This window comes from Streptomyces sp. NPDC029526 (assembly GCF_040637405.1).
Lineage (GTDB): Bacteria > Actinomycetota > Actinomycetes > Streptomycetales > Streptomycetaceae > Streptomyces.
Map to the genome: position 1 here is coordinate 847,507 of NZ_JBEZWE010000001.1, position 18,995 is coordinate 866,501.

General features: G+C 72.4%; 20 protein-coding genes. 16 read left to right on the forward strand and 4 right to left on the reverse strand.

Translation table 11 applies throughout. The features are described 5' to 3' along the window. Window positions 1-2 precede the first annotated feature (2 nt). The 14 genes from AB0F01_RS03885 to AB0F01_RS03950 all read left to right on the forward strand — a co-directional run bounded on the left by AB0F01_RS03885 (window position 3) and on the right by AB0F01_RS03950 (window position 14,887). Window positions 3-449 (forward strand): hypothetical protein, encoded by a 447-nt coding sequence (locus tag AB0F01_RS03885; RefSeq protein ID WP_362089620.1) that lies wholly within the window; start codon window positions 3-5, stop codon window positions 447-449. Window positions 450-465: 16 nt separating this feature from the next. Further along, a complete protein-coding gene (locus tag AB0F01_RS03890) occupies window positions 466-3,909 on the forward strand; it encodes a hypothetical protein (protein ID WP_362089622.1) in 3,444 nt (1,147 codons plus the stop codon). A gap of 2 nt (window positions 3,910-3,911) precedes the next feature. Further along, on the forward strand, window positions 3,912-4,595 hold the full coding sequence (locus AB0F01_RS03895; protein WP_362089624.1) for a hypothetical protein: 684 nt from the start codon (window positions 3,912-3,914) through the stop codon (window positions 4,593-4,595). Further along, on the forward strand, window positions 4,592-4,909 hold the full coding sequence (locus AB0F01_RS03900) for a hypothetical protein (RefSeq protein ID WP_362089626.1): 318 nt from the start codon (window positions 4,592-4,594) through the stop codon (window positions 4,907-4,909). The genes AB0F01_RS03895 and AB0F01_RS03900 overlap by 4 nt, the downstream gene beginning before the upstream one ends. A gap of 10 nt (window positions 4,910-4,919) precedes the next feature. Then, window positions 4,920-5,270: a hypothetical protein gene (locus AB0F01_RS03905; RefSeq protein ID WP_362089628.1), complete on the forward strand. Its 351-nt coding sequence runs from the start codon at window positions 4,920-4,922 to the stop codon at window positions 5,268-5,270. After that, complete coding sequence (locus tag AB0F01_RS03910; RefSeq protein WP_362089629.1) at window positions 5,267-5,698, forward strand: minor capsid protein; 432 nt, start codon at window positions 5,267-5,269, stop codon at window positions 5,696-5,698. Before AB0F01_RS03905 ends, AB0F01_RS03910 begins: the two co-directional genes overlap by 4 nt. 9 nt (window positions 5,699-5,707) lie before the next feature. Then, window positions 5,708-6,184: a phage tail tube protein gene (locus AB0F01_RS03915; protein WP_362089631.1), complete on the forward strand. Its 477-nt coding sequence runs from the start codon at window positions 5,708-5,710 to the stop codon at window positions 6,182-6,184. Then, window positions 6,184-6,714, forward strand: coding sequence for a hypothetical protein (locus AB0F01_RS03920; RefSeq protein ID WP_362089633.1), 531 nt, complete (start codon window positions 6,184-6,186; stop codon window positions 6,712-6,714). Before AB0F01_RS03915 ends, AB0F01_RS03920 begins: the two co-directional genes overlap by 1 nt. 214 nt (window positions 6,715-6,928) lie before the next feature. Continuing rightward, window positions 6,929-10,144: a phage tail tape measure protein gene (locus AB0F01_RS03925; RefSeq protein ID WP_362089634.1), complete on the forward strand. Its 3,216-nt coding sequence runs from the start codon at window positions 6,929-6,931 to the stop codon at window positions 10,142-10,144. Further along, window positions 10,141-12,867, forward strand: a complete 2,727-nt coding sequence (locus AB0F01_RS03930; protein WP_362089636.1) for a hypothetical protein — start codon at window positions 10,141-10,143, stop codon at window positions 12,865-12,867. Before AB0F01_RS03925 ends, AB0F01_RS03930 begins: the two co-directional genes overlap by 4 nt. Before the next feature lie 12 nt (window positions 12,868-12,879). Beyond that, window positions 12,880-13,380 (forward strand): hypothetical protein, encoded by a 501-nt coding sequence (locus AB0F01_RS03935; RefSeq protein WP_362089637.1) that lies wholly within the window; start codon window positions 12,880-12,882, stop codon window positions 13,378-13,380. A 63-nt stretch (window positions 13,381-13,443) separates the two neighbouring features. Then, window positions 13,444-14,364, forward strand: a complete 921-nt coding sequence (locus tag AB0F01_RS03940) for a LysM peptidoglycan-binding domain-containing protein (protein ID WP_362089639.1) — start codon at window positions 13,444-13,446, stop codon at window positions 14,362-14,364. Window positions 14,365-14,375: 11 nt separating this feature from the next. Then, window positions 14,376-14,627, forward strand: a complete 252-nt coding sequence (locus tag AB0F01_RS03945) for a hypothetical protein (protein WP_362089640.1) — start codon at window positions 14,376-14,378, stop codon at window positions 14,625-14,627. Continuing rightward, window positions 14,627-14,887: a hypothetical protein gene (locus tag AB0F01_RS03950; RefSeq protein ID WP_362089642.1), complete on the forward strand. Its 261-nt coding sequence runs from the start codon at window positions 14,627-14,629 to the stop codon at window positions 14,885-14,887. Before AB0F01_RS03945 ends, AB0F01_RS03950 begins: the two co-directional genes overlap by 1 nt. Before the next feature lie 40 nt (window positions 14,888-14,927). Here the strand turns inward: AB0F01_RS03950 and AB0F01_RS03955 are convergent, their stop codons facing one another. Further along, a complete protein-coding gene (locus tag AB0F01_RS03955) occupies window positions 14,928-15,167 on the reverse strand; it encodes a winged helix-turn-helix domain-containing protein (RefSeq protein WP_362089644.1) in 240 nt (79 codons plus the stop codon). Between the two features lie 164 nt (window positions 15,168-15,331). Here AB0F01_RS03955 and AB0F01_RS03960 point away from each other — a divergent pair, with 164 nt between their 5' ends. Then, window positions 15,332-15,895 (forward strand): hypothetical protein, encoded by a 564-nt coding sequence (locus AB0F01_RS03960; protein WP_362089646.1) that lies wholly within the window; start codon window positions 15,332-15,334, stop codon window positions 15,893-15,895. An 81-nt stretch (window positions 15,896-15,976) separates the two neighbouring features. On the opposite strand, the gene AB0F01_RS03965 is transcribed toward AB0F01_RS03960, so the two are convergent. Next, on the reverse strand, window positions 15,977-16,210 hold the full coding sequence (locus AB0F01_RS03965) for a helix-turn-helix transcriptional regulator (RefSeq protein ID WP_362089648.1): 234 nt from the start codon (window positions 16,208-16,210) through the stop codon (window positions 15,977-15,979). A 203-nt stretch (window positions 16,211-16,413) separates the two neighbouring features. Here AB0F01_RS03965 and AB0F01_RS03970 point away from each other — a divergent pair, with 203 nt between their 5' ends. After that, window positions 16,414-16,617, forward strand: coding sequence for a hypothetical protein (locus AB0F01_RS03970; RefSeq protein ID WP_362089649.1), 204 nt, complete (start codon window positions 16,414-16,416; stop codon window positions 16,615-16,617). Between the two features lie 7 nt (window positions 16,618-16,624). Here the strand turns inward: AB0F01_RS03970 and AB0F01_RS03975 are convergent, their stop codons facing one another. Together AB0F01_RS03975 and AB0F01_RS03980 are read right to left on the reverse strand one after the other, a co-directional pair. Then, window positions 16,625-17,752, reverse strand: coding sequence for a ComEC/Rec2 family competence protein (locus AB0F01_RS03975; protein WP_362089651.1), 1,128 nt, complete (start codon window positions 17,750-17,752; stop codon window positions 16,625-16,627). Beyond that, window positions 17,749-18,843: a ComEA family DNA-binding protein gene (locus tag AB0F01_RS03980; RefSeq protein WP_362090226.1), complete on the reverse strand. Its 1,095-nt coding sequence runs from the start codon at window positions 18,841-18,843 to the stop codon at window positions 17,749-17,751. Before AB0F01_RS03980 ends, AB0F01_RS03975 begins: the two co-directional genes overlap by 4 nt. Between the last annotated feature and the right edge of the window lie 152 nt (window positions 18,844-18,995).

An 18,995-nucleotide genomic window follows, 5' to 3' on the forward strand; every position in this document is an offset into this window, starting at 1 on the left:
CAATGGCCAACATCGTTTTCAACCAGGCGCTCGGTCGCCTGGCTCACTACGCGTCGCTGCCCGGCACGGACGACGCCCTGATCATGGTGCCGCTGGAGGCCACCGGCCTCGTCGACGACGCCACGATGCGGGACTACGACAGCCTCGACGCGATCCTCGCCGGGGCCAGCAACGAGCAGGCCACCATGGGCCGGAAGACGCTCGCTTCGGTGACGGTCACGGTCGACGACGCCAACGACCGCGTGAACCTGGACGCGGCCGACGTCACCTGGACCGCCGCCACCGGCAACGCGATCGGCGCAGTGGTCATCTGCTACGACCCGGACACCACCGGGGGCACGGACGCGGACCTGATCCCGCTGACGAAGCACGACGTGACCATGACCCCAGACGGCAGCGACTTCACGCTGACCATCTCGGACTTCGCGCGCGCCTCCTCGGCGGCCTGACCTACGGGGGTGGACGATGGCGCGGCTGTGGACGTGCGGCTTCGAGCTCCAGAGCACCAGCGCCGAGGCCGGCGTCAACTCCGGCCCGATCGTCACGGGCGCGCCGTCCATCTCCACCACCGTGCACCGCGCGGGCACCGCATCCCTGCGCTGCAACCCTTCGGGCGCGACGGCCTTCGTCGAGCACCAGCTCACCACCGGCGTGGTCATGCGGACCCTGCACCGCCTGTACCTGCGGGTCGACGCCTACCCCAGCGGCAACACGAACGTGTACGGGATCGGGCAGGGCGGGTACTTCCCCGGCCTGCTCCGGCTCCAGCCCGACGGCACCCTGGTCCTCAGGGATGGCTTCATCGAGACCACCCTCACCGGCACGTCTCCCGTGCTGGAGCTTGGGCGTTGGTACCGGGTCGAGCTGGACTTCACCGATGTCGCTGGTGCGCTCACGCCCGGGACGGCGGCCTTCAAGGGCTACCTGGACGGCGTGCAGTTCGCCGACGCGCTGTGCACGAATATCGCTGGCTTCTCCCGTGTGCGCATGGGCGTGCAGTTGGCGACGACGACCGACCTGTACATCGACGATGTCGCGATCAACGACACCACGGGCTCGGTACAGAACGGGCTGCCGGGGCCCGGCTCGGTGGTGCACCTGCGGCCCAACGCGGCCGGAGACAGCGCTCTGTGGGAGACCGCGGTCGGCGGCACGGCCGGAGCGGCGAATAACTGGACCCGCGTCAACGAGACCCCGCCCAACGACGCGACCTCCTACAACCAGACCGCGGCCGCGGGCACGACGGCGATCGACGACTTCAACGTCGAGTCCCCGGCAGCGGCCGGGATCGGCTCGGGGGATGCGGTCACGCTGGTGCAGGTCGGCGGCCGGGTCGCCTCCTCGGCGGCGACGGCGGCGAGCATCGTCTACCGGCTCAAGGGGGCGAGCGCCGGGACGGTCGTCGAGTCCGGGTCGGTGTCGGTCGCGTCGACCACCTGGGCCGTGCACTCGGGCGTCTCCCCGCGGCCGTACTTCCTGACCGCGTACACCAACCCCGAGACTGGGACCGCCTGGACGCCCGCCGCCCTGGAGGGCCTGCAGATCGGCTACCGGGGCAACGTCTCCCAGACCACCGTCCGCAGGGTGAGCACCCTGTGGGCGCTCGTGGAGTACGTGCCCGCCACCACGGTGGCGCTGGGCACCGCCGCGGAGACGGCTACCGCGCGCCCCCTCGGCAAGATCATGACCCTCGGTACGGCCGTCGAGTCGAGCACCGGCCAGGCCCTGACCGGGCTCGCGGGCACGCCGATCGGCGCGCTCACCGACGACTTCGACGACGGCGTCGTGGACCCGGCGAAGTGGCCGAACAGCTACCTCGGCGGCGGCTTCGAGGAGGTCGGCGGCCGGGCCCGCGTCGCCTGCAACACCGACTACAACGCGCTCGCGTCCGCTCCCGCATACCGGCTGCAGGAGTCGTCCGCCCACGTCCGCATGTGGCCCCCTGCCGCAGGCGGTGCGACCGATGAGGCGTGGGCGCAGCTGCTGATCCAGACGACCACGCTGGGCACCGACCTGGTCTTCGAGGTGTCGGCGGTCGCCGGGACGCTGATCATGGCCTCTCGGGTCGCGTACTTCGACCCCGATCAGGTGGCGATTCCGTACGACGCGGAGGCGCATGCGTGGCTGCGGGTCCGGGAGACCGGTGGCCAGCTGCACTGGGACACGTCGCCGGACGGGATCACGTGGACCACCCAGCGGACCATCGCCAGCCCTGCGTGGGTGGCGGACGTCGACCTTCAGGTGCAGCTCATCGCCCACCGCGACGGCGGCGTGGACGACTTCGCCGAGTTCGACTCGTTCAACATCCCGGCAGGCAGCAGCCAGGAGGACCTCGTCCCGGCTGCGGAGACCGGTGCGGCCCGTCCGCTCGGCGCCCGGAAGGCGCGGGCGCTCGGTGTCGCCGCGGAGTCGGCCGCCGGTCAGGCCATGGCCGGGCAGGGGTCGCTGCTGCTTGGCACCGCGAGCGAGGTGGGCGCCGCGCTGGCGCCCGGCCGCGCGCGGGCCCGGGCGCTGAGCCAGGCCGCCGAGGCCGGGGCCGGGCGAGCGCTCACCGGGGCCAAGCGGGCAGGACTCGGCACGTCGGCCGTCGTCGAGGCTGCGCAGTCCCTCGGCAGGGCGCGGCGCGCCGGGCTGCCGGGCGCGGCGGCCACCGACACGGCGCAGGCTCTCGGCCGGGCGAAGGCCGGGGCGCTCGGTACGGCGGCGGCTTCGGAGGCGGCCGTGCCGCTCGCCAGCGCAAGCGCTGCCACCGCCGACCCGGCCGGGGAATGGTCGGCGGGTCAGCCCGTCGGCCGGCGGAAGTCGCTCGCGCTCGCGGGCGCGGCCGGGGTGGAGGCCGGGCGGCCTCTCGCCGCGGTGAAGCGGGTCGTACTGAGCCCGGCTTCCGAGGCGACGGCCGGCCTGCCGGTCGCCGGGCGGAAGGACCAGGCGCTCGGGCCGGCGGCCGGGGTGGAAGCCGCGCAGTCGCTCGCTGGGGCGTCCGGCCTGATGCTGGCCGCTGAGACCAGCACCGCCCGGGGGCTCGGGCGGGCGAAGACCACCACGCTGGGCGTGGCGGGTGAGGTGGGTGAGGCCCGGCCGGTGGGTCGGGCCAAGCGGACACTGCTCGGCTGGGCGGCCGACACGTCCGCTGCGGGGCCGCTGACCGGCGGCCTGTCCCGGGCGCTCGTGCCTGCCGAGGAGACGGGCGACGCGCTCGCCCTCGGCGGGTCAAGCACCCGGGCACTGCCCACCGCCACCGAGCACTCGGAGGCGTCCACGCTGGCCGCCGGGTCGATCACCGCACTCGACCGGGCGCGGGAGACCAGCGAGGCCCGGCCCGTGACCGGCCGCAAGACGCAGGCGCTCACCGCGGCCGCGGAGGGTGTGGCTGCGCAGTCGGTCACGGGCCGCAAGACCGCCGCCCTCGGGGCCGCCGCCGAGGCGGCCTCGAGCCGGGGCGCGGGCGGGGCGAAGCGCCGGGGCGCGGTGCCCTGCGAGGAGCAGACGACGGCCGTGCAGATGCAGCTGGGGAAGGTGCGCACGGGCGCGCCCGCCCTGGAGACCGCGGCGGCGCGGCCCGTGGCCGGACGGAAGCGGCACGCCCTCGCGGCGGCCGTCGAGACCGGCACCGTCCGCTCCCTGGGCAGCCGGAAGGCCGCGGCGCTCGCTACCGCGGTGGCGGTCGAGGGCGCTGAGCAGGTCGGCAGCATCACCCGCCTGCACCTCGGCACCGCCAGCGAGACGGATCGGGCCCTGATCGGCCCGGCCGTCAGGCTCACCTGGGCGCGCGAGCACGCAGAAGCACGGCCGCTGACCGGCCGCCGCCAGCAGCCGGCCGACCGCCTCACCCCGTCCGCCAGCGGGCCGACCCTGACCCCGTCCACCAGCGGGCCCCGCCTGGTGGCCACATCGACCGGAGGAGGCTGACCGTGCCAGACGTAGGCGACCTGGTCACCGCGCAGCTGGTGGTGGCTCCCTACGACACGACGACCCAGGCTGCCCTGTCAGTGACGGCGCCAGACGGCACGGTCACCACACCGGTGGCCACGACGGCCGACGGCGGGCAGACCTGGACGGCGCCGCTCACCTACACGGCGGCCGGGGTATGGCGACTGTCCTGGGCAGTGTCCGGGACTGGAGCGAGCGTCGAGCACGAGCTGGTCGCCGTCGCCCCGCCCCCGGAGACCACCACCGGTGGCCGGGTGTACGCAACGACGACCGACCTCGCCAACTACCTCCACGCCGCCCCGCCCTTGGACTCCGCCCGGCTGCTGGCGGACGCGTCCCGGATGCTCGACTCGATGCTCCTGCTCGTCTGCCGGTACGACGTCGACGACGACGGCATGCCCACCGACCCGGACGTCGCAACCGCGATCGGCCGGGCCGTGTGCGCGCAGGTCGCCTGGTGGGAGGAGATCGGCGACAGCACCGGCGCGGCCGGGGTGGGCTACGGCTCCGTCACCATCGGCTCGGTCAACTTGGGCCGGTCGGTCACCTCGGTGACGGGCGACGACTCCGCAGCCCGCCAGATCGCCCCGCAAGTCCTGGACGAACTCCGCGCCCCCCACCTCCACGACAAGCTGTGGATCGGCGCGCTGGCGGTGCCCTGGTGAGCCGCATCCCCGGGTGGCTGCTGCGCCACCGCATCACGATCGAGCACTACCGGGGCGAGTCCAGCACCGGCCCCGTCTACGGGCCGCCGCAGGAGATCCGAGCGTTCGTGGACGAGCAGACCCGCGCCGTGCGCACGCCGGCCGGGGAGGAGACCACGTCGTCGTCCACGGCCTACTGCGCTCCGGGGACCACGGCCCCGCCGCTGTCGCGGGTAACGCTGCCGTCCGGCCGGACCACCACGGTGATCGCCGCCCTGTCCCGGGACGGGGGCGGGCTGCCGACGCCGGACCACACGGAGATCCAACTCACCTGAGGGAGCCACGATGCCGCAGAGCTTTCGGTTGCGCTTCGACGGGACTGCGGCAGCGGGCGCTATGCGGGACGCTGCCGCCCGCGGGCTGCTACTCGGCGCCGAGTTCGTCCTGGCGGAGTCGCAGGAGCTGGTGCCGATCGACGAGGGCGGCCTGCAGAACACGGGCACCGCGTCGGTCGACGCCGGCGACCTGGTGGCGATGGTGTCCTACGACACGCCGTATGCGGCCCGGCAGCATGAGGAGCTGACGTGGCGGCACGCTCCGGGCAGGCAGGCCAAGTACTTGGAGCAGCCGCTGAACGCCTGCCGGGGGCCGGTGCAGCGGATCTTGGAGGCTCAGCTGAGGCGGGCGCTGCGGTGAGCCACGAGACCGATCTGCTGCGCGGTGTCGCCGAGCTGCTCGCGGCGGAGGGTGTCGGCGTCTACGACGAGACGGGCCCGCTCCCGCCGGACGGGACGGGGATCGTCCTCGGGCGGCTGCCGGACGGGCCGGGCAGGGTGATCGGCCTGACCTCGTACCCGGTGGCCGACGACGACTCGACGGACTCCATCACGGGCGTCCAGGCGCGCATGCGGGCGGGCACGGCCCCGCTCGATGTGCTCGACCTGAGCGACGCCGTCTTCGACGTCCTGCACAACCGCCGCTCCTGGGACGCGCGTGGGGTGCGGGTGGAAATCTCCTGGCGGAACTCCGAGGCGTGGATCGGCCAGGACGCGAGCGGGCGCATGGAGCGCACCGCGAACTACTACTTCCGGACCGTGCGGTCCGGGCCTCACACGATCGACTAGGAGGACCGCATGTCCACTCCCACCGAGGAAACTGAGCTTGCCCGCGAGTGGCGGCTGGAAGTCAACATGGGCACGGACGAGGCGCCGGACTGGCAGCTCTGCCCCGGCGTCCGCGAGTTCCAGCTGACCAGCGAGCCGAACATCGAGGACGCCAGCGACTACGACGGGGACGGCTGGGCCGCGAACGAGAAGACCGGCCAAGCCTGGGAGCTGAGCGTCACGATCCGCCGGAAGGCGAACAAGGACGTCAAGGTCTACAACCAGGTACACGAGGCCATCCGCGAGGCGCACTTCGAGTACGGCGACGCCAACAAGGTGAGGCTCCGGTTCATGAACCGGAACGGTCTGCCCGAGGCTTACATGGGCAAGGCCATCCCCAACTGGCAGCCGGCCGGGGGCGAATACACCGCGCTCGGCGAGACGGAGATCACCTTCACTGGTGACGGCCCGCTCACGCCGATCGAGAACCCGCTGGCCGGGTCCTGATGGCAGGAGACTTCGAGGCGCTCGACTCCTTCCTCGACGACTACCTGGAACTCCCCGTCCGCATCAGGGGCGGGGAGACCCGGGTGTACCGGATCGAGGACCCGCCCGCGGAGGACGGCATCCGCATCGAGCGTGTCACCACGCTGGCGGCCCGGCTCGCCGCTGGGGAGAAGCGGCCGGACACTCCGGTGCTGGACGACGAGGAGGAGCGGGACCTGTACCGCATGTGCCTCGGTGACGCCTACGACGAGATGCTCGCGGACGGCGTGTCCTGGGGCACGTTCAAGCACGTCGCGCTCACGGCCATGTTCTGGGTGATCTCCGACAAGGAGACGGCCGCGGAGTTCTGGCGGACCGGTGAGCAGCCGGGGGGAAAAGCGCCGAATCGGGAGGCCCGGAGGGCGCAGGAGAGGCGCGGCACCTCGGGGTCGGGCGGGGCGAGTACGACCCGGTCACCGGCCTCTACGAGTGGTACGAGGGCGGGCTCCCGACGCCGTCGCGGGCGCGGTCAGGGACGCTCCGGAACCTGACCTGGGACAAGCTCCTCGCCCAGTGGCCGCTCATCGAGGCGGACCTGCACTCCGAGTACGGCATCGACGCCGACTCCGGCGTGCTCCGGGAGCGGACATGGCGGTGGCTCCAGGTCCGCATCCTCGGCCTGCTCTCCTGCGACTCCCGCCTGCACCGGCACTTCGCGCCACCTCCTGACACCAGCAAGACCCAACGCAACCGCAGGAGGTAGCCATGGCGCTGACCGTCGGCGAACTGAATGCCGTCCTGTCCGTCGACGACCGCGCGGTGGACCCGGCCCTTCGCCGCGCGGAGACCGCCATGCGGCAGGCCGGGCAGCAGATCGGCGACGACGCCGAACGGGCCGGGCAGCAGGCCGGAGAAGGGCTCGGCGAAGGCCTGTACCGCGGCGCCGACGGCCGCCTCCGCAACGCACAAGGGCGCTTCGTCGCCTCGGGACGGGCTGCGGGTGACGCGGTCGGGGACGGCCTCGCCGACGGCGCCGGAGAGGGCGCGGACGGGGCGGTCGACCAGGCGGGCAGCAAGCTGGAGCGGCTGAAGGCGGTGGCGGGCGGGGCCGCGCTCGCCGCCGGCGCCGCCGCGGGCGCGCTGCTGATGACGGCGTTCGGTGAGGCGATGGATCAGTCGCGGATCACGGGGCGGCTGGGTGCGCAGCTGGGGCTGACCGGGCCGGAGGCGCAGAAGTACGGGAAGATCGCCGGTCAGCTCTACACCTCGGCGGTCGTCGACACGTTCCAGGACGGCGCGGACACGATCAAGGCCGTCATGGGCTCGGGGCTGATCCCGCCCGGGACGACCAACGCGCAGATCGAGTCCATCGCGACGAAGGCCGCCGACCTGGCGAACACGTTTGACGTGGACGTGTCGCAGGCGGCGCAGGCTGCGGGCATCGCGGTCAAGACGGGCCTGGCGAAGGACTCCACCGAGGCCTTCGACATGATCACCAAGGGCATGGCCGGGCTCGACAAGAACGGCGAGGACTTGCTCGAGACCGTCACCGAGTACGGCGTGCAGTTCGCCAAGAGCGGGCTGTCCGGCCGGACCGCCTTCGGTCTGATGCGGCAGGCCATCGCTGCGGGCTGGAAGGACACCGACAAGGTCGCGGACGCTTTCAAGGAGCTGGAGCTCCGGGTCACGTCCGGTGGCAAGGCGCAGGTCGAGGCGCTGCAGTCCGTGGGTCTGAACGCCGACGAGATGATCGCGGACCTGTCGGCCGGCGGTAAGCGCGGCGAAGAGGCGATGGCGAAGATCCACGACGCGATCGTGGAGCTGGGCCCGGAGTCTGACGTCGCGAAGGTCGCGATTCAGGAGCTCTTCGGCGGGCCCGGTGAGGACCTGGGCTCTGCCTTCTTCAAGCTCAACCTGCACGAGGCTTCGAAGGCCATGGGTGGCACGGCGGGCGCCGCGGACAAGATGGGCGATGCGCTGCGCGAGAACGCGGGCACGAAGGTGGAGCAGTTCAAGCGGGGCTTGCAGCAGGGTGTCGTGGACTTCCTCGGCGGCACGGTGATCCCGGCCTTCAGTAACGCGAAGCGGATCGCTGGCGAGGCGCTGGGCGGGATGTGGGAGGAGGCGGGCAAGAACGCCGACAGCTCCGGCTTGGCCGACCGCGTGGTGGCCTTCCTGCCGATCCTGGGGCAGCGGCTGCTGGAGAAGGCGAAGGAACTCGCCCCGAAGATCATCAGCGGTATCACCAGCGCTGGCGAGGCGGTCGGCGAGTGGGTCATGCAGAACCCCACCAAGGTCCTCAAGATCGCGCTCATCGCGTCGGCGATCGTGATGGCACTCGCTGCCCTGCCGGCGCTTGTGGCTGCCGCGATCACGGCGGCCGGGATCTCGCTGATGGTGGGCTTCGTCTCGTCGCTGGTCCAGGGCCTGACGGAGAACCTGCCCCAGTGGTGGACCTCCTTCACCACGTGGGTGGGCGAGAAGGCGGGCCAGGCCGGGACCGTGATGGATGGCCTCGGCTCGGCGATCGGCACCTGGTTCTCGGGTCTGTGGTCGACGTACATCGCGGGCCCGGTCGGCCGGGCCTGGGACTCCTTCATCACCACGGTGGCCGGTCTGCCGTCCCGGGCGGCCGGGGCTTTGTCGAGCCTGGGCTCGTCGATCGGCGAGCGGGCGCGCACTGCCTGGCAGTCCTTCAAGGACACGTCGGTCAAGAAGGCGCTGGAGATGGTCACGTGGGTGGCCGGTCTGCCGTCCCGGATCTCGAAGGGGATCGGGTCGCTGACGGGGCTGCTGCGGGAGAAGGGCCGGAACGTCGTCCAGGGCTTGTGGAACGGCATCTCGTCGATGGGCGGGTGGCTGCGCGACAAGCTGATCAGCTTCGCGAAGAGCAAGATCCCGGGGCCGATCGCCAAGGCGCTGGGCATCTCCAGCCCGTCGAAGGTGACGAAGGCTCAGGGCCGGTGGATCGCGCGCGGTCTCATCGACGGTCTGACCGGGTCGGGCAAGCAGGTCAAGGCGGCGTCCACGAAGCTGGCGGACATCGTGCGGGACTCCATGTCGCCGGGCCGCCGACGCTCCCGGGCCCTGACGATCATCGCGGCGCACAAGGACATGCTGCAGTCCCTGGCCAAGCGGGAGACCGCGCTGGCGAAGAAGATGAAGACGGCGACGAAGAAGCTGGAGGACCTGCGGAAGGCGCGCACGAAGCTCGCGGACGACGTGAAGAAGGGCGTCCTCAGCGACGCGGACATCACCAAGCAGGACACCGGCGGTTGGCACCAGACCGCCGAGACGATCCTGGCCGGGCTCCGACAGGACACGGCTGCCGCGCAGACCTTCGCGAAGCATCTGGCGACGCTGCGGAAGAAGGGCGTTCGCTCGGATCTGATCGCGCAGATCGCGCAGGCTGGTGTGACGGGCGGCGCGTCCTCGGCTGCCGCTCTGGCCAACGCCAGCAGCGCGCAGATCAAGCAGATCAACGCGCAGCAGAAGCTCCTCACGACGGCGGCCGGGAAGGCGGGCACGACCGCCGGTGACGCCATGTACAAGGCGGGCATCGCCGCAGCTCAGGGCATCGTCAAGGGCCTCCGGAAGGAGGAAAAGTTCATCGAGTCGGCCATGCTGCGGATCGCCAAGAACATGTCGAAGAGCATCAGGAAGGCGCTCGGCATCAAGTCCCCGTCGCGTGTGATGGCGCTGGTCGGGCAGTACACGGCGCAGGGCCTGATCAAGGGCGTGGAGGGGCAGCGGTCGGCGGTCAACTCGACGATGGCGTCGCTGGTGGACACGCCGGCGCCGGGCTCGTGGGACATGGCCAGCGCGGGCGCGCGCAGGGCCGCAGCCCAGCGCACGGTCATCGAGATCCGGTCCTCCGGCCGGGCCGGCGACGACTTCGTGACGGAGTCCCTGCGCCGCAGCGTCCGAAAGCGCGGCGGCGGCGACGTCGACCTGGTGCTCGCAGGAAGGAGGGGCGGGTGACATTCCCTCAGGAGCCGCTCGGCACCCAGGTGGAGATGCAGATCGGCGGCACGTGGACGGACGTCACCGGGCACGTGCAGCTGAAGGACCGGATCACGCATGCGCGGGGCCGGTCCGGTGAGGGGCAGGCGGTCGACCCGGCCTCCTGCTCCCTCACCCTCCGCAGCCCGAACGGCCTGTACTCACCCCGCAACCCGAGGAGTCCGTACTTCGGGCTGCTGGGGAAGAACACACCCACCCGGATCAGCCTTGCGGGGAGCCCGCGGCTGCTGCTTCCCCAGGGGCAGCTGCTGGCCCGGGCCGCGACCCCCGACGCTCCGACGCTCGGCATCACGGGCAGCATCGACATCCGCATCGACGTGGCCCTGCGCCAGCGGCTGGGGCAGACGCTGGAGCTGTGCGGCAAGTACTCCGTCACGGGAAATCAGCGGTCGTGGCTTCTGATGATCGGTGCCAGTGGTGACCTGGTCCTGCGGATCAGCCCGGACGGGACCGCTCTGGAGCAGATCGGCTCCACCGAGGCCGTCTCCTTCCCCGCCTCGGGCCGGATCGCGCTGAGAGCCACGTGGACCTCGGCGACGCGGATGCTCACCTACTACACGGCGCCCACGATGGCGGGGCCGTGGACGCAGCTCGGCTCTGCCGTGGGCCCGACGGCGGCGACGCAGATCTTCGACAGCACGGCGCCGCTGCAGGTGGGCGACGTGGCGTCGATCGGCTTCGCCTCCCCCGACGGCTACCTGCACGGCTTCCAGCTGCGGAGCGGCATCGACGGGACGGCCGTGGCGGACGTCGACTTCACCGCCCAGACGCCCGGCGCGACGTCCTTCGTCGACGGGGCGGGGCTGACGTGGACGCTGGCCAACGGCGCCCAGATAACCGATCGGTGGATCCGCTTCGCGGGCGAGTACTCCGACTGGCCGCCGCGCTGGGACCGGGCCGGGCGGCTCATCACGGTGGAGGGTGAGGCGGCGGGGATCCTGCGCCGCCTTAACCAGGGCCGGAAGCTCTTCCAGTCGACCTTGCGGCGCCGCATCCCGTCGGACCCTACGCTCATCGCGTACTGGCCGATGGAAGACGAGGCCGACGCCAGCCAGTGCTCCAGCCCCATCCCCGGGGTGGCGCCGATGAAGGTGTCTGGCTTCGACATGGCGGCGGACGAGTCGCTGGGCGGGTCGACGGCACTGCCCGTCGTGCAGCCGAACGGCAGCTTCTCGGCGGTCGTACCGCCACCGGCGTCCGGGACGGGCCCTTGGCAGATGGAGCTGGTGCACCGGGTGCCGGAGGCCCCGGTCGCCAGGACCACTCTGTACGACATCCGCAGTACGGGGACCGGCGCGCGCTACCTGGTGCAGGTCGCCACGAACGCCGTGTGGCTGCAGGTCTTGGACAGCGAGGGCGTGCAGCTGCTTGAACTGTCCGCGACCGCCGGCACCAAGCCCTCCTTCTTCGGGAACTGGAACCGCTGCCGGGTCTTCGCCCGGCAGTCGGGTGGGACCGTACTGGTCGATATCGCGTGGCTGAACGCAGACACGCCTGGGGTAGGCCACTTCATCACTGGCAGCTTCGCGGGCGCGGTCGGCCGGCTCACCAGTATCCGGTCGGCCTTCGGGCAGGGGCTGGAGGGCACTGCGCTGGGGCACCTGGCGGTTTTTCAGGCCACTGACAACCCGACCTTCGCCAATGCGGAGAACGGCTTCACCGCGGAAGGCGCGGGCGCGCGTCTCGTCCGTCTGGGCAGTGAGGAGGGTCTGCCCATCACGATCGCTGGGACTATGGCGGAGACGGCGCTGATGGGGCCGCAGCGGCCGGCGACTCTGCTGGAGCAGCTGGAGCAGTGCGAGCAGGCTGACGGCGGCATGCTGGTGGAGGACCGGGAGCGGCTGGGGCTGGTGTACCGGACGCGGGCGTCGCTGTACAACCAGACGCCGAAGCTGACGCTGTCTTATCGGCAGCGGGGGCTGGCGGAGCTGGAGCCGATCGACGACGACTCGACGTTGCGGAACGACTGGACGGTCCAGCGGGCGGGCGGGAGTTCGGGCCGGGCGGAGCTGACGTCCGGGCCGTTGTCGGTGGAGGACCCGCCGGTCGGGGTCGGCCGGTACGACGACTCGGTCACGCTCAACTTGCACTCGGACGATCAGACGGAGCCGATGGCCTGGTGGCTGTTGCACCTCGGCACCGTCGACGAGGCCCGGTATCCGGTCGTCTCGATCCGCCTGCACCGGGCACCGGAGCTGATCCCCACCATCCTCGACCTGTCGGAGGGCGACCTGATCCGGCTGACCGATCTGCCGGACCATCTGCCGCCGGGGCCGGTGGATCTGATGGTGCAGGGCGTGCGCGAGGAGATCGGGGTGCGCACCTGGACGGTCGATCTGGTGTGTGCGCCGGGGTCGCCGTGGCGGGTGGGTGTGGTGGAGGACCCTGTGCTGGGCCGGGTGGATACGGACGGCAGCGAGCTGGCCGCGCCGGTGGACGAGGCGGCGACGACGCTGTCCGTGGCGGTGACGGCCGGCCCTGCGTGGGTGGCCAGCAGCACGTACCCGGCCGACTTTCCGTTCGACGTCCTGGTGGGTGGCGAGGTGATGACCGTGACCGCGGTGACCGGCGGCACGTCACCGCAGAGCTTCACCGTGCAGCGCTCCGTCAACGGCGTCGTCAAGGCGCACTCAGCGGGCGCGGACGTGCGGCTCGCCACCCCGACCATCGCCGCCCTGTAGGAGGAGAGCAGCATGCCTTACGAACCATGGCAGCCGGGGATGCGGTTGACCGCGTCCCGGCTGGCCGCGATCAGCCCGACGTGGCAGGACTGGACGCCGGTCTGGTCCACCACGTCTGGGGCGGCCACGCCTTCCTTCGGGGACGCCTCGGTCACCGCGCGGTACGCGGTGGCTGCTCGCACTGTGCACTTCCGCCTGGAGATCAGCTTCGGGGTGACCACGAATTTCGGGGCGGGGTCGACCAGCGACAACTGGCAGTTCTCCACGCCGGTCACCGCGTCCTCGTCCATGCTGATCACCGGCATGGGCGAGATCGAGCTGTCGGGCCCGGCGTCCCGCATGCCCGTGCGCGCCCGCCTCAACAGCGCGAGCCAGTTCGTGGTGGAGTGCTCGGGCCGCCGGTATGACGACACGGCGCCGTCGTCGTCCGGGATCATCGACGCGACGACTCCGTGGACGTGGGCGTCCGGGTCGGCGATCCGCCTGGCGGGAACCTACGAGGCCGCGGCCTGACCCACCCGTTCGCCCGCCCCGGTGCCGTTCCGGCCCGGGGCCTCTTCATGCCCTGGAGGACCCATGGCACCACCCATGTCCGCGAGCGCCTTTCTCGCCGCGCTGAAAGCAGAAGGGCTGACGGTTGTCGAGGTCGGCAACTGGCGCGAGCACCACCGCAACGCGAAGGGCCCCTGGGGGCCGGTGCACGGGGTGATGATCCACCACACCGTCACCAAGGGAACTCAGCGCACTGTCGACATCTGCCGGCACGGGTACGCGGCCCTCCCAGGTCCGCTCTGCCACGGGGTCATCGCGAAGGACGGCACCGTGTATCTGGTCGGCTACGGCCGCGCGAACCACGCCGGGTCCGGCGACGACGACGTCCTCCGCGCGGTCATCGGGGAGAAGGCCCTCCCCGTCGACGACGAGGCGAACACCGACGGCAACCGGCACTTCTACGGCTTCGAGTGCGAGAACCTCGGCGACGGCGAGGACCCCTGGCCGGCGGTCCAGCTGGAGGCCATCGAGCGCGCGGCCGCCGCGGTGTGCCGCCACCACGGCTGGAACGAGCGCAGCGTGATCGGGCACCTGGAGTGGCAGCCCGGCAAGGTCGACCCGCGCGGCTTCACCATGACCTCGATGCGGTCCCGGGTCGCGAAGCGGCTGGGGACGAAGCCGTCCACCGGCGGCTCCGGCGGCACGTACACGGTGCGCACCGGAGACACCCTCTGGGCGATCGCCCGCGCACACGGCACGACCGTGCCCGCCCTGGTCGACCTGAACGGCCTGCGCGCCCCGGACCGCCTGGCCGTCGGCCAGAAGCTGAAGCTGCCCGCCAGCTCCACGACCACGTACACCGTCGCCCGTGGCGACACCCTGTGGTCCATCGCCGCCAGCAGGCTGGGCGACGGCGCCCGCTGGCGGGAGATCGCCACCCTCAACGGCGTCCGCGACGCGGACGCCATCACCCCGGGTCAGAAGCTGACCCTGCCCAAGAAGTGAGGTACCAGACCATGACCGGCTTCCCCACCACCGAGACCGTCGTGAAGACCGCCGGCGCCTACGCCCGCGACCTCCTGGAGCGCGTCCTGTCCACCTTCCTCCAGGCGCTCATCGGCGGCATCGTCATCACGCAGCCGCTCGACGGCAGCATGTGGTACGCCGCCGCGGCTGGCGGGGTCGGGGCCGCGCTCGCCCTGCTGAAGGGACTGGTGGCCCGCTGGCGCGACGTCACCAACAGCGCGTCTCTCGCCAAGGGGGTCTAGTGGCCACGCCCGACCCGGGCGTGTACATCAGCAGCGCCCAGATGTATCAGGAGGTGAGGGACCTGGCTCAGACGGTCAGCCGGATCGAGGCCAAGATCGACGGCATACTCGACGAGACCAAGGACATCCGGTCCGACATCTCTGACCACGAGCTCAGGATCCGCACTCTCGAACGCGCGCGGTGGCCTCTGCCGACGATCGGTGTCCTTGCCGGTGTGGCAGGCGCCGCCACTGGCGCTATCTCTCTGTTCGCCCGATGACCGCGGCCCCGTCCTCCTTCGGGAGGGCGGGGCCGCTTCGTCATGCCTGGCGGCGCTCGGCCACGTAGGAGCCGAAGCCCGGCACTGTGTACGTGAGGCCGTCCTCGCGCAGCTGGCGCAGCGCCTTCTGTGCGGTGGGCGTGCTGATGCCCAGCTCCTCGGAGAGGGCGACGGCCGACGGGATGCGGGTGCCCGGCGGGTACTCCCCGGCGCGGATGCGCTCGACGATGATCGCGTGCGCTTGTCGCCAGCGCGGCACCTCTGAGGTCGGGTCGATCATGCAAGCCACGCTAGGCAGAGTGATCACTCTCCGCGAGCGGTCAATCCACTGCATGTAGTGCATACAAGGGATGTAAGGCGTACAGTCCTGACCTACAGAAGACCCCCGCGCCGTGCGACCGGCCGGGGGCGTGGCCACCGCTCACGCAGAGGGAGAGCGACGACATGGCAGAGCCTAGCCAGGCACCCACCACCCAGGACACACCGCCGACGCCCGACGTCCGGCAGCAGGTACTCACCTCCCTGCCCCTGCCCCGCATGGAGATGCTGTCCGAGGCGCAGGTGCGGGGCGCGGCGTGCGTGTGGGACGGCAGGACCCTCACCCCCCAGACCGCAGTCGACCTCGGCCCCCGCCTGAAGAAGCGACTCGACGGCGAGTACCGGTGGTACCCGCGCAGCTGCCGACGCTGCGTCGGCTCGAAGGCGTACACGTGGTTGTTCGTGCACGCCGAGGACTGCGCCGCCTGCAAGGCCGGGCCCGACTGCCCCTGCGCCATCGTGGTGCGCCGCCTGCTGCACGACAGCTTCGAGGGCGGGCCGGCCGCGGTCGAGCTTCGGACGACCATGGCTGATGCGCCCGTGCTGGGCCTGCCGCTCACGGACCCGGAGCCCGTGCCGGGCTGCGACGACTGCACGCGGTGGGCGCGCCAGCGGGCCATGGCGCGCCGGTCGGGTGACGTCGCGCAGGTGTCGGACTGCAACGTGCGGATGCGCCGCTGCGCGCACTGAGGCTCCCGTCTCCGGCTGCGCCGATGCGTCGGAGGCGGGACCGGGCGGCCCGTTCCTCGCCCCCCGTCGGGGGCGGGCCGCTCACCCCACGAGGTCGGCGAGGGGCACGTCCAGGCCGTCGGCGATCAGGAGCAGGTGGTCGATGCTGGTGGCGTGGACGCCCAGCTCGATCCGGTTGATCGTCTTGCGGTCCAGGCCGACGAGCTCGCCGAGCTTCTCCTGGGAGAGGCGCCGGGTGGTGCGGGCGGCGCGGATGCGGTCTCCGATCTGTCGGCGGCGGGCGGGTACCCAGTCGGGCAGTGGATCGGAGGGCACGCGTACACGCTGGTCGGGGCGGTGATCGGTGTCTGTACCACGGTTGGTACATTTCTGAGCACGTCACCCGGTCGGGCACAAGACCACGTCGAATGAAACACTCGTTCGAGTGATGCCCCTGTTGACCTATTGTCTGACAGGCGCCCACACCCCATGGTCAAGAGCAGCCCCCACCCACCCTCGCCCCACAGGTGCACTCCCCCATGAGCGACGAGCAGGACCCCCGCCACTGCACCCTCACCGACGGCCAGCGCGCGCGCATCGATTACGCCCGCCGCGACCTCGACAGCGCCCGAGCCGAAGATCTTGCGCAGCTACCGGCGGCCGGTCTGATCATCCTCGTGGAGCGCCTGCGTCGCCGCCTCGATGACACCCTTCAGATCATCGACGACATCACCGACGAATAGGCGCAGGTCAGGCGGCTGATCCTTCCTCGCCAGCAACACCCGCACCACACCGTGACGCACCCCCGCACACCACATTCTCACCGGACACGGCCAGCGTGTGGGTGAGGTCGGTCTCCCGGAACGCCTCGTCCAGGTCCGGGGGGATCCGCGAGGTGTCGCCCACGACCAGTCCTGGCAGCAGGGCGCGGGCGTCGGCGGGCAGGTCGTCGGTGGCCTCGCGCAGCCCGGCGCGCAGCTCCCCCGCCAGCCGTTGTGCTCCCGACGGCTCTCCCACGACGTCCGGCCCACCCGCGCCTCTGGTCCTCAGCACGGCGGCGAACCGGTCGCCGGACGTGGTCGGCGCGAGGCGCGCCTCAACGCGTAACCGGGTGGTGGGCAGGAGCGCGAGCCAAGGGGAACCCTCCGAACCCTCCGCGTCCCGGCCTGCCCGGGCGGCGGGAACGTCCCGTCCGGAGGAGCGGTCGTCGACGATCACCAGGACCGGGGTGCGGACCTCGACGGGGGCCGTGCCCGCCCGCTCCACCGTCCGCACGTCGGCCTCGATCAGGAGGGAGGGCGGGGCGGAACCGCCACCACCGGAGCCCGGGCGGGCGCGCCGGGGGTCGGCGGTGACCTCCACCTCGGCCGTCACCCGCGCGTACTCCCGCGCCAGGTCCGGGACCGGGCCGCGCCGCAGGTCGGCGCCGTGCAGGCCGGCCGCCACGGCTGCGGTGGCGATGCCGAGCAGCACCGCCGCGGCGGTGATCCGGACCCCGGCGGGGAGGGGAACGTATCGCTGCACCGCTCCGGAGCCGGCACGGGCCGGTGCGCCGTCCCGGCCGGAGCGGGCACGGGCGGATGCGCCGTCCCGAACGGGGCGGGCACGGGCCGGTGCGCCGTCCCGGCCGGAACGGGCACGGGCGGGTGCCTCGCCCTGGCCGGGTCGGCCGCGACGCAGCAGCAGGAGGATGCCCGCACCCGTGCCGAAGAGCACCGCCACGGCAGCCACCCAGCGGGGCGGGGCGTGCAGGGTGAGTGCGGCCGTGGCCCAGACGGCGAGTGCGGGCACGACGAGACGGAGGTCGATCGGCGCCTCCTGCCTTGGACGGGACGCGCCGAGCCGGTTCCCGGCGGCGGCGTGGACGGGGTGCCTCATGGCCGCACCAGGTTGCGCAGGTCCGCGAAGCGGCGGTCACCGATGCCGTTGACCTCGCGGAGTTCGTCGACCGAGCGGAAACCGCCGTGACGGGTGCGGTAGTCGATGATGTGCTGCGCGAGGACGGGGCCGACTCCGGGCAGGGTGTCGAGCTGATCCGCGGTGGCGGTGTTGAGCGACACCGGCGTGACGGGTCCGGCGCCGCCCGGGCCACCGGAGCCACCGGGACCGCCCGCGCCGGCCGGGGCACCGCCCGTGCCACCCGCTCCCGGCGGGGGCGCCGGGCCCCCGACCACCACCTGCTCCCCGTCCACCAGGAACCGGGCCCGGTTGAGCCCGTCCGTCTTCGTGCCGGGGCGTACTCCGCCCGCCGCGCGCAGCGCGTCCTCGACCCTGGATCCGGCGGGCAGCCGGTGCACACCCGGGTCGCGGACCTTGCCGGAGACGTCGACCACGATCTCGAGGGCCTGGGGGCCGGCCTGCGGCGGGGTGCCGGAGGCGGCACCCGGCCCGGCCTCGGCCGCCGCTGCTCCGACCTCCGCCGCCGGCGGGTGCGACGAGGCGGCCCGCAGCACCTCCGGTGCCCGCACCGGCTGGGTCCGGCCGGACCAGAAGTGGTGAGCGGCGAACGCCACCGCGACCACGAAGACCACCGTCAGCGCGATCACGTTGCGCCGCTCCAGCCCGCAGCGCGTCCGAATCCACAACGGCAGCCGCTCGCGCAGGGCGAGTCCCAACCGTTCACCGCGCCGGGGGACGTCAGCCGCCTCCTCGGCAGCGTCCTCATCAGCTGCGTCCTCATCGGCTGCCGCGAGGGGATCCGGGTGCCTCACCGCCGGGCCGGGGTCCCGGTGCCACCTCGCCCCCGCGTGCGCCGCCGCATCCGCGTCCACACCCGTACGGGCTCCCGGGCGTGCGTCGGGGCCCGCGCTCGGGCCCCGCCCCGCCCGCGTGACGGCATCCGTCGCCGCCGTCACCGCCCAGCGCGGGGCGCGCCTCGCCGACCTCCCCACGGTGGCGTCGGCGCCCGCTCCCGCGTTCGACGACCCGTCCGGCACCACACCCTCGACCGACGCCCCGTCCGGCACCACCCCGTCGACCAACGCCCCGTCCGGCACCGCACCCTCGATCGACGTCCCGGGCGCGGCTCGGTCATCCGCGACCCGGCCGTCGCCGGTCCCACCGCAGACGCTCGCGTCACCGGTCTGCCGCTCACCGAACAGCGTCCGCGCGCGCTGCCGGA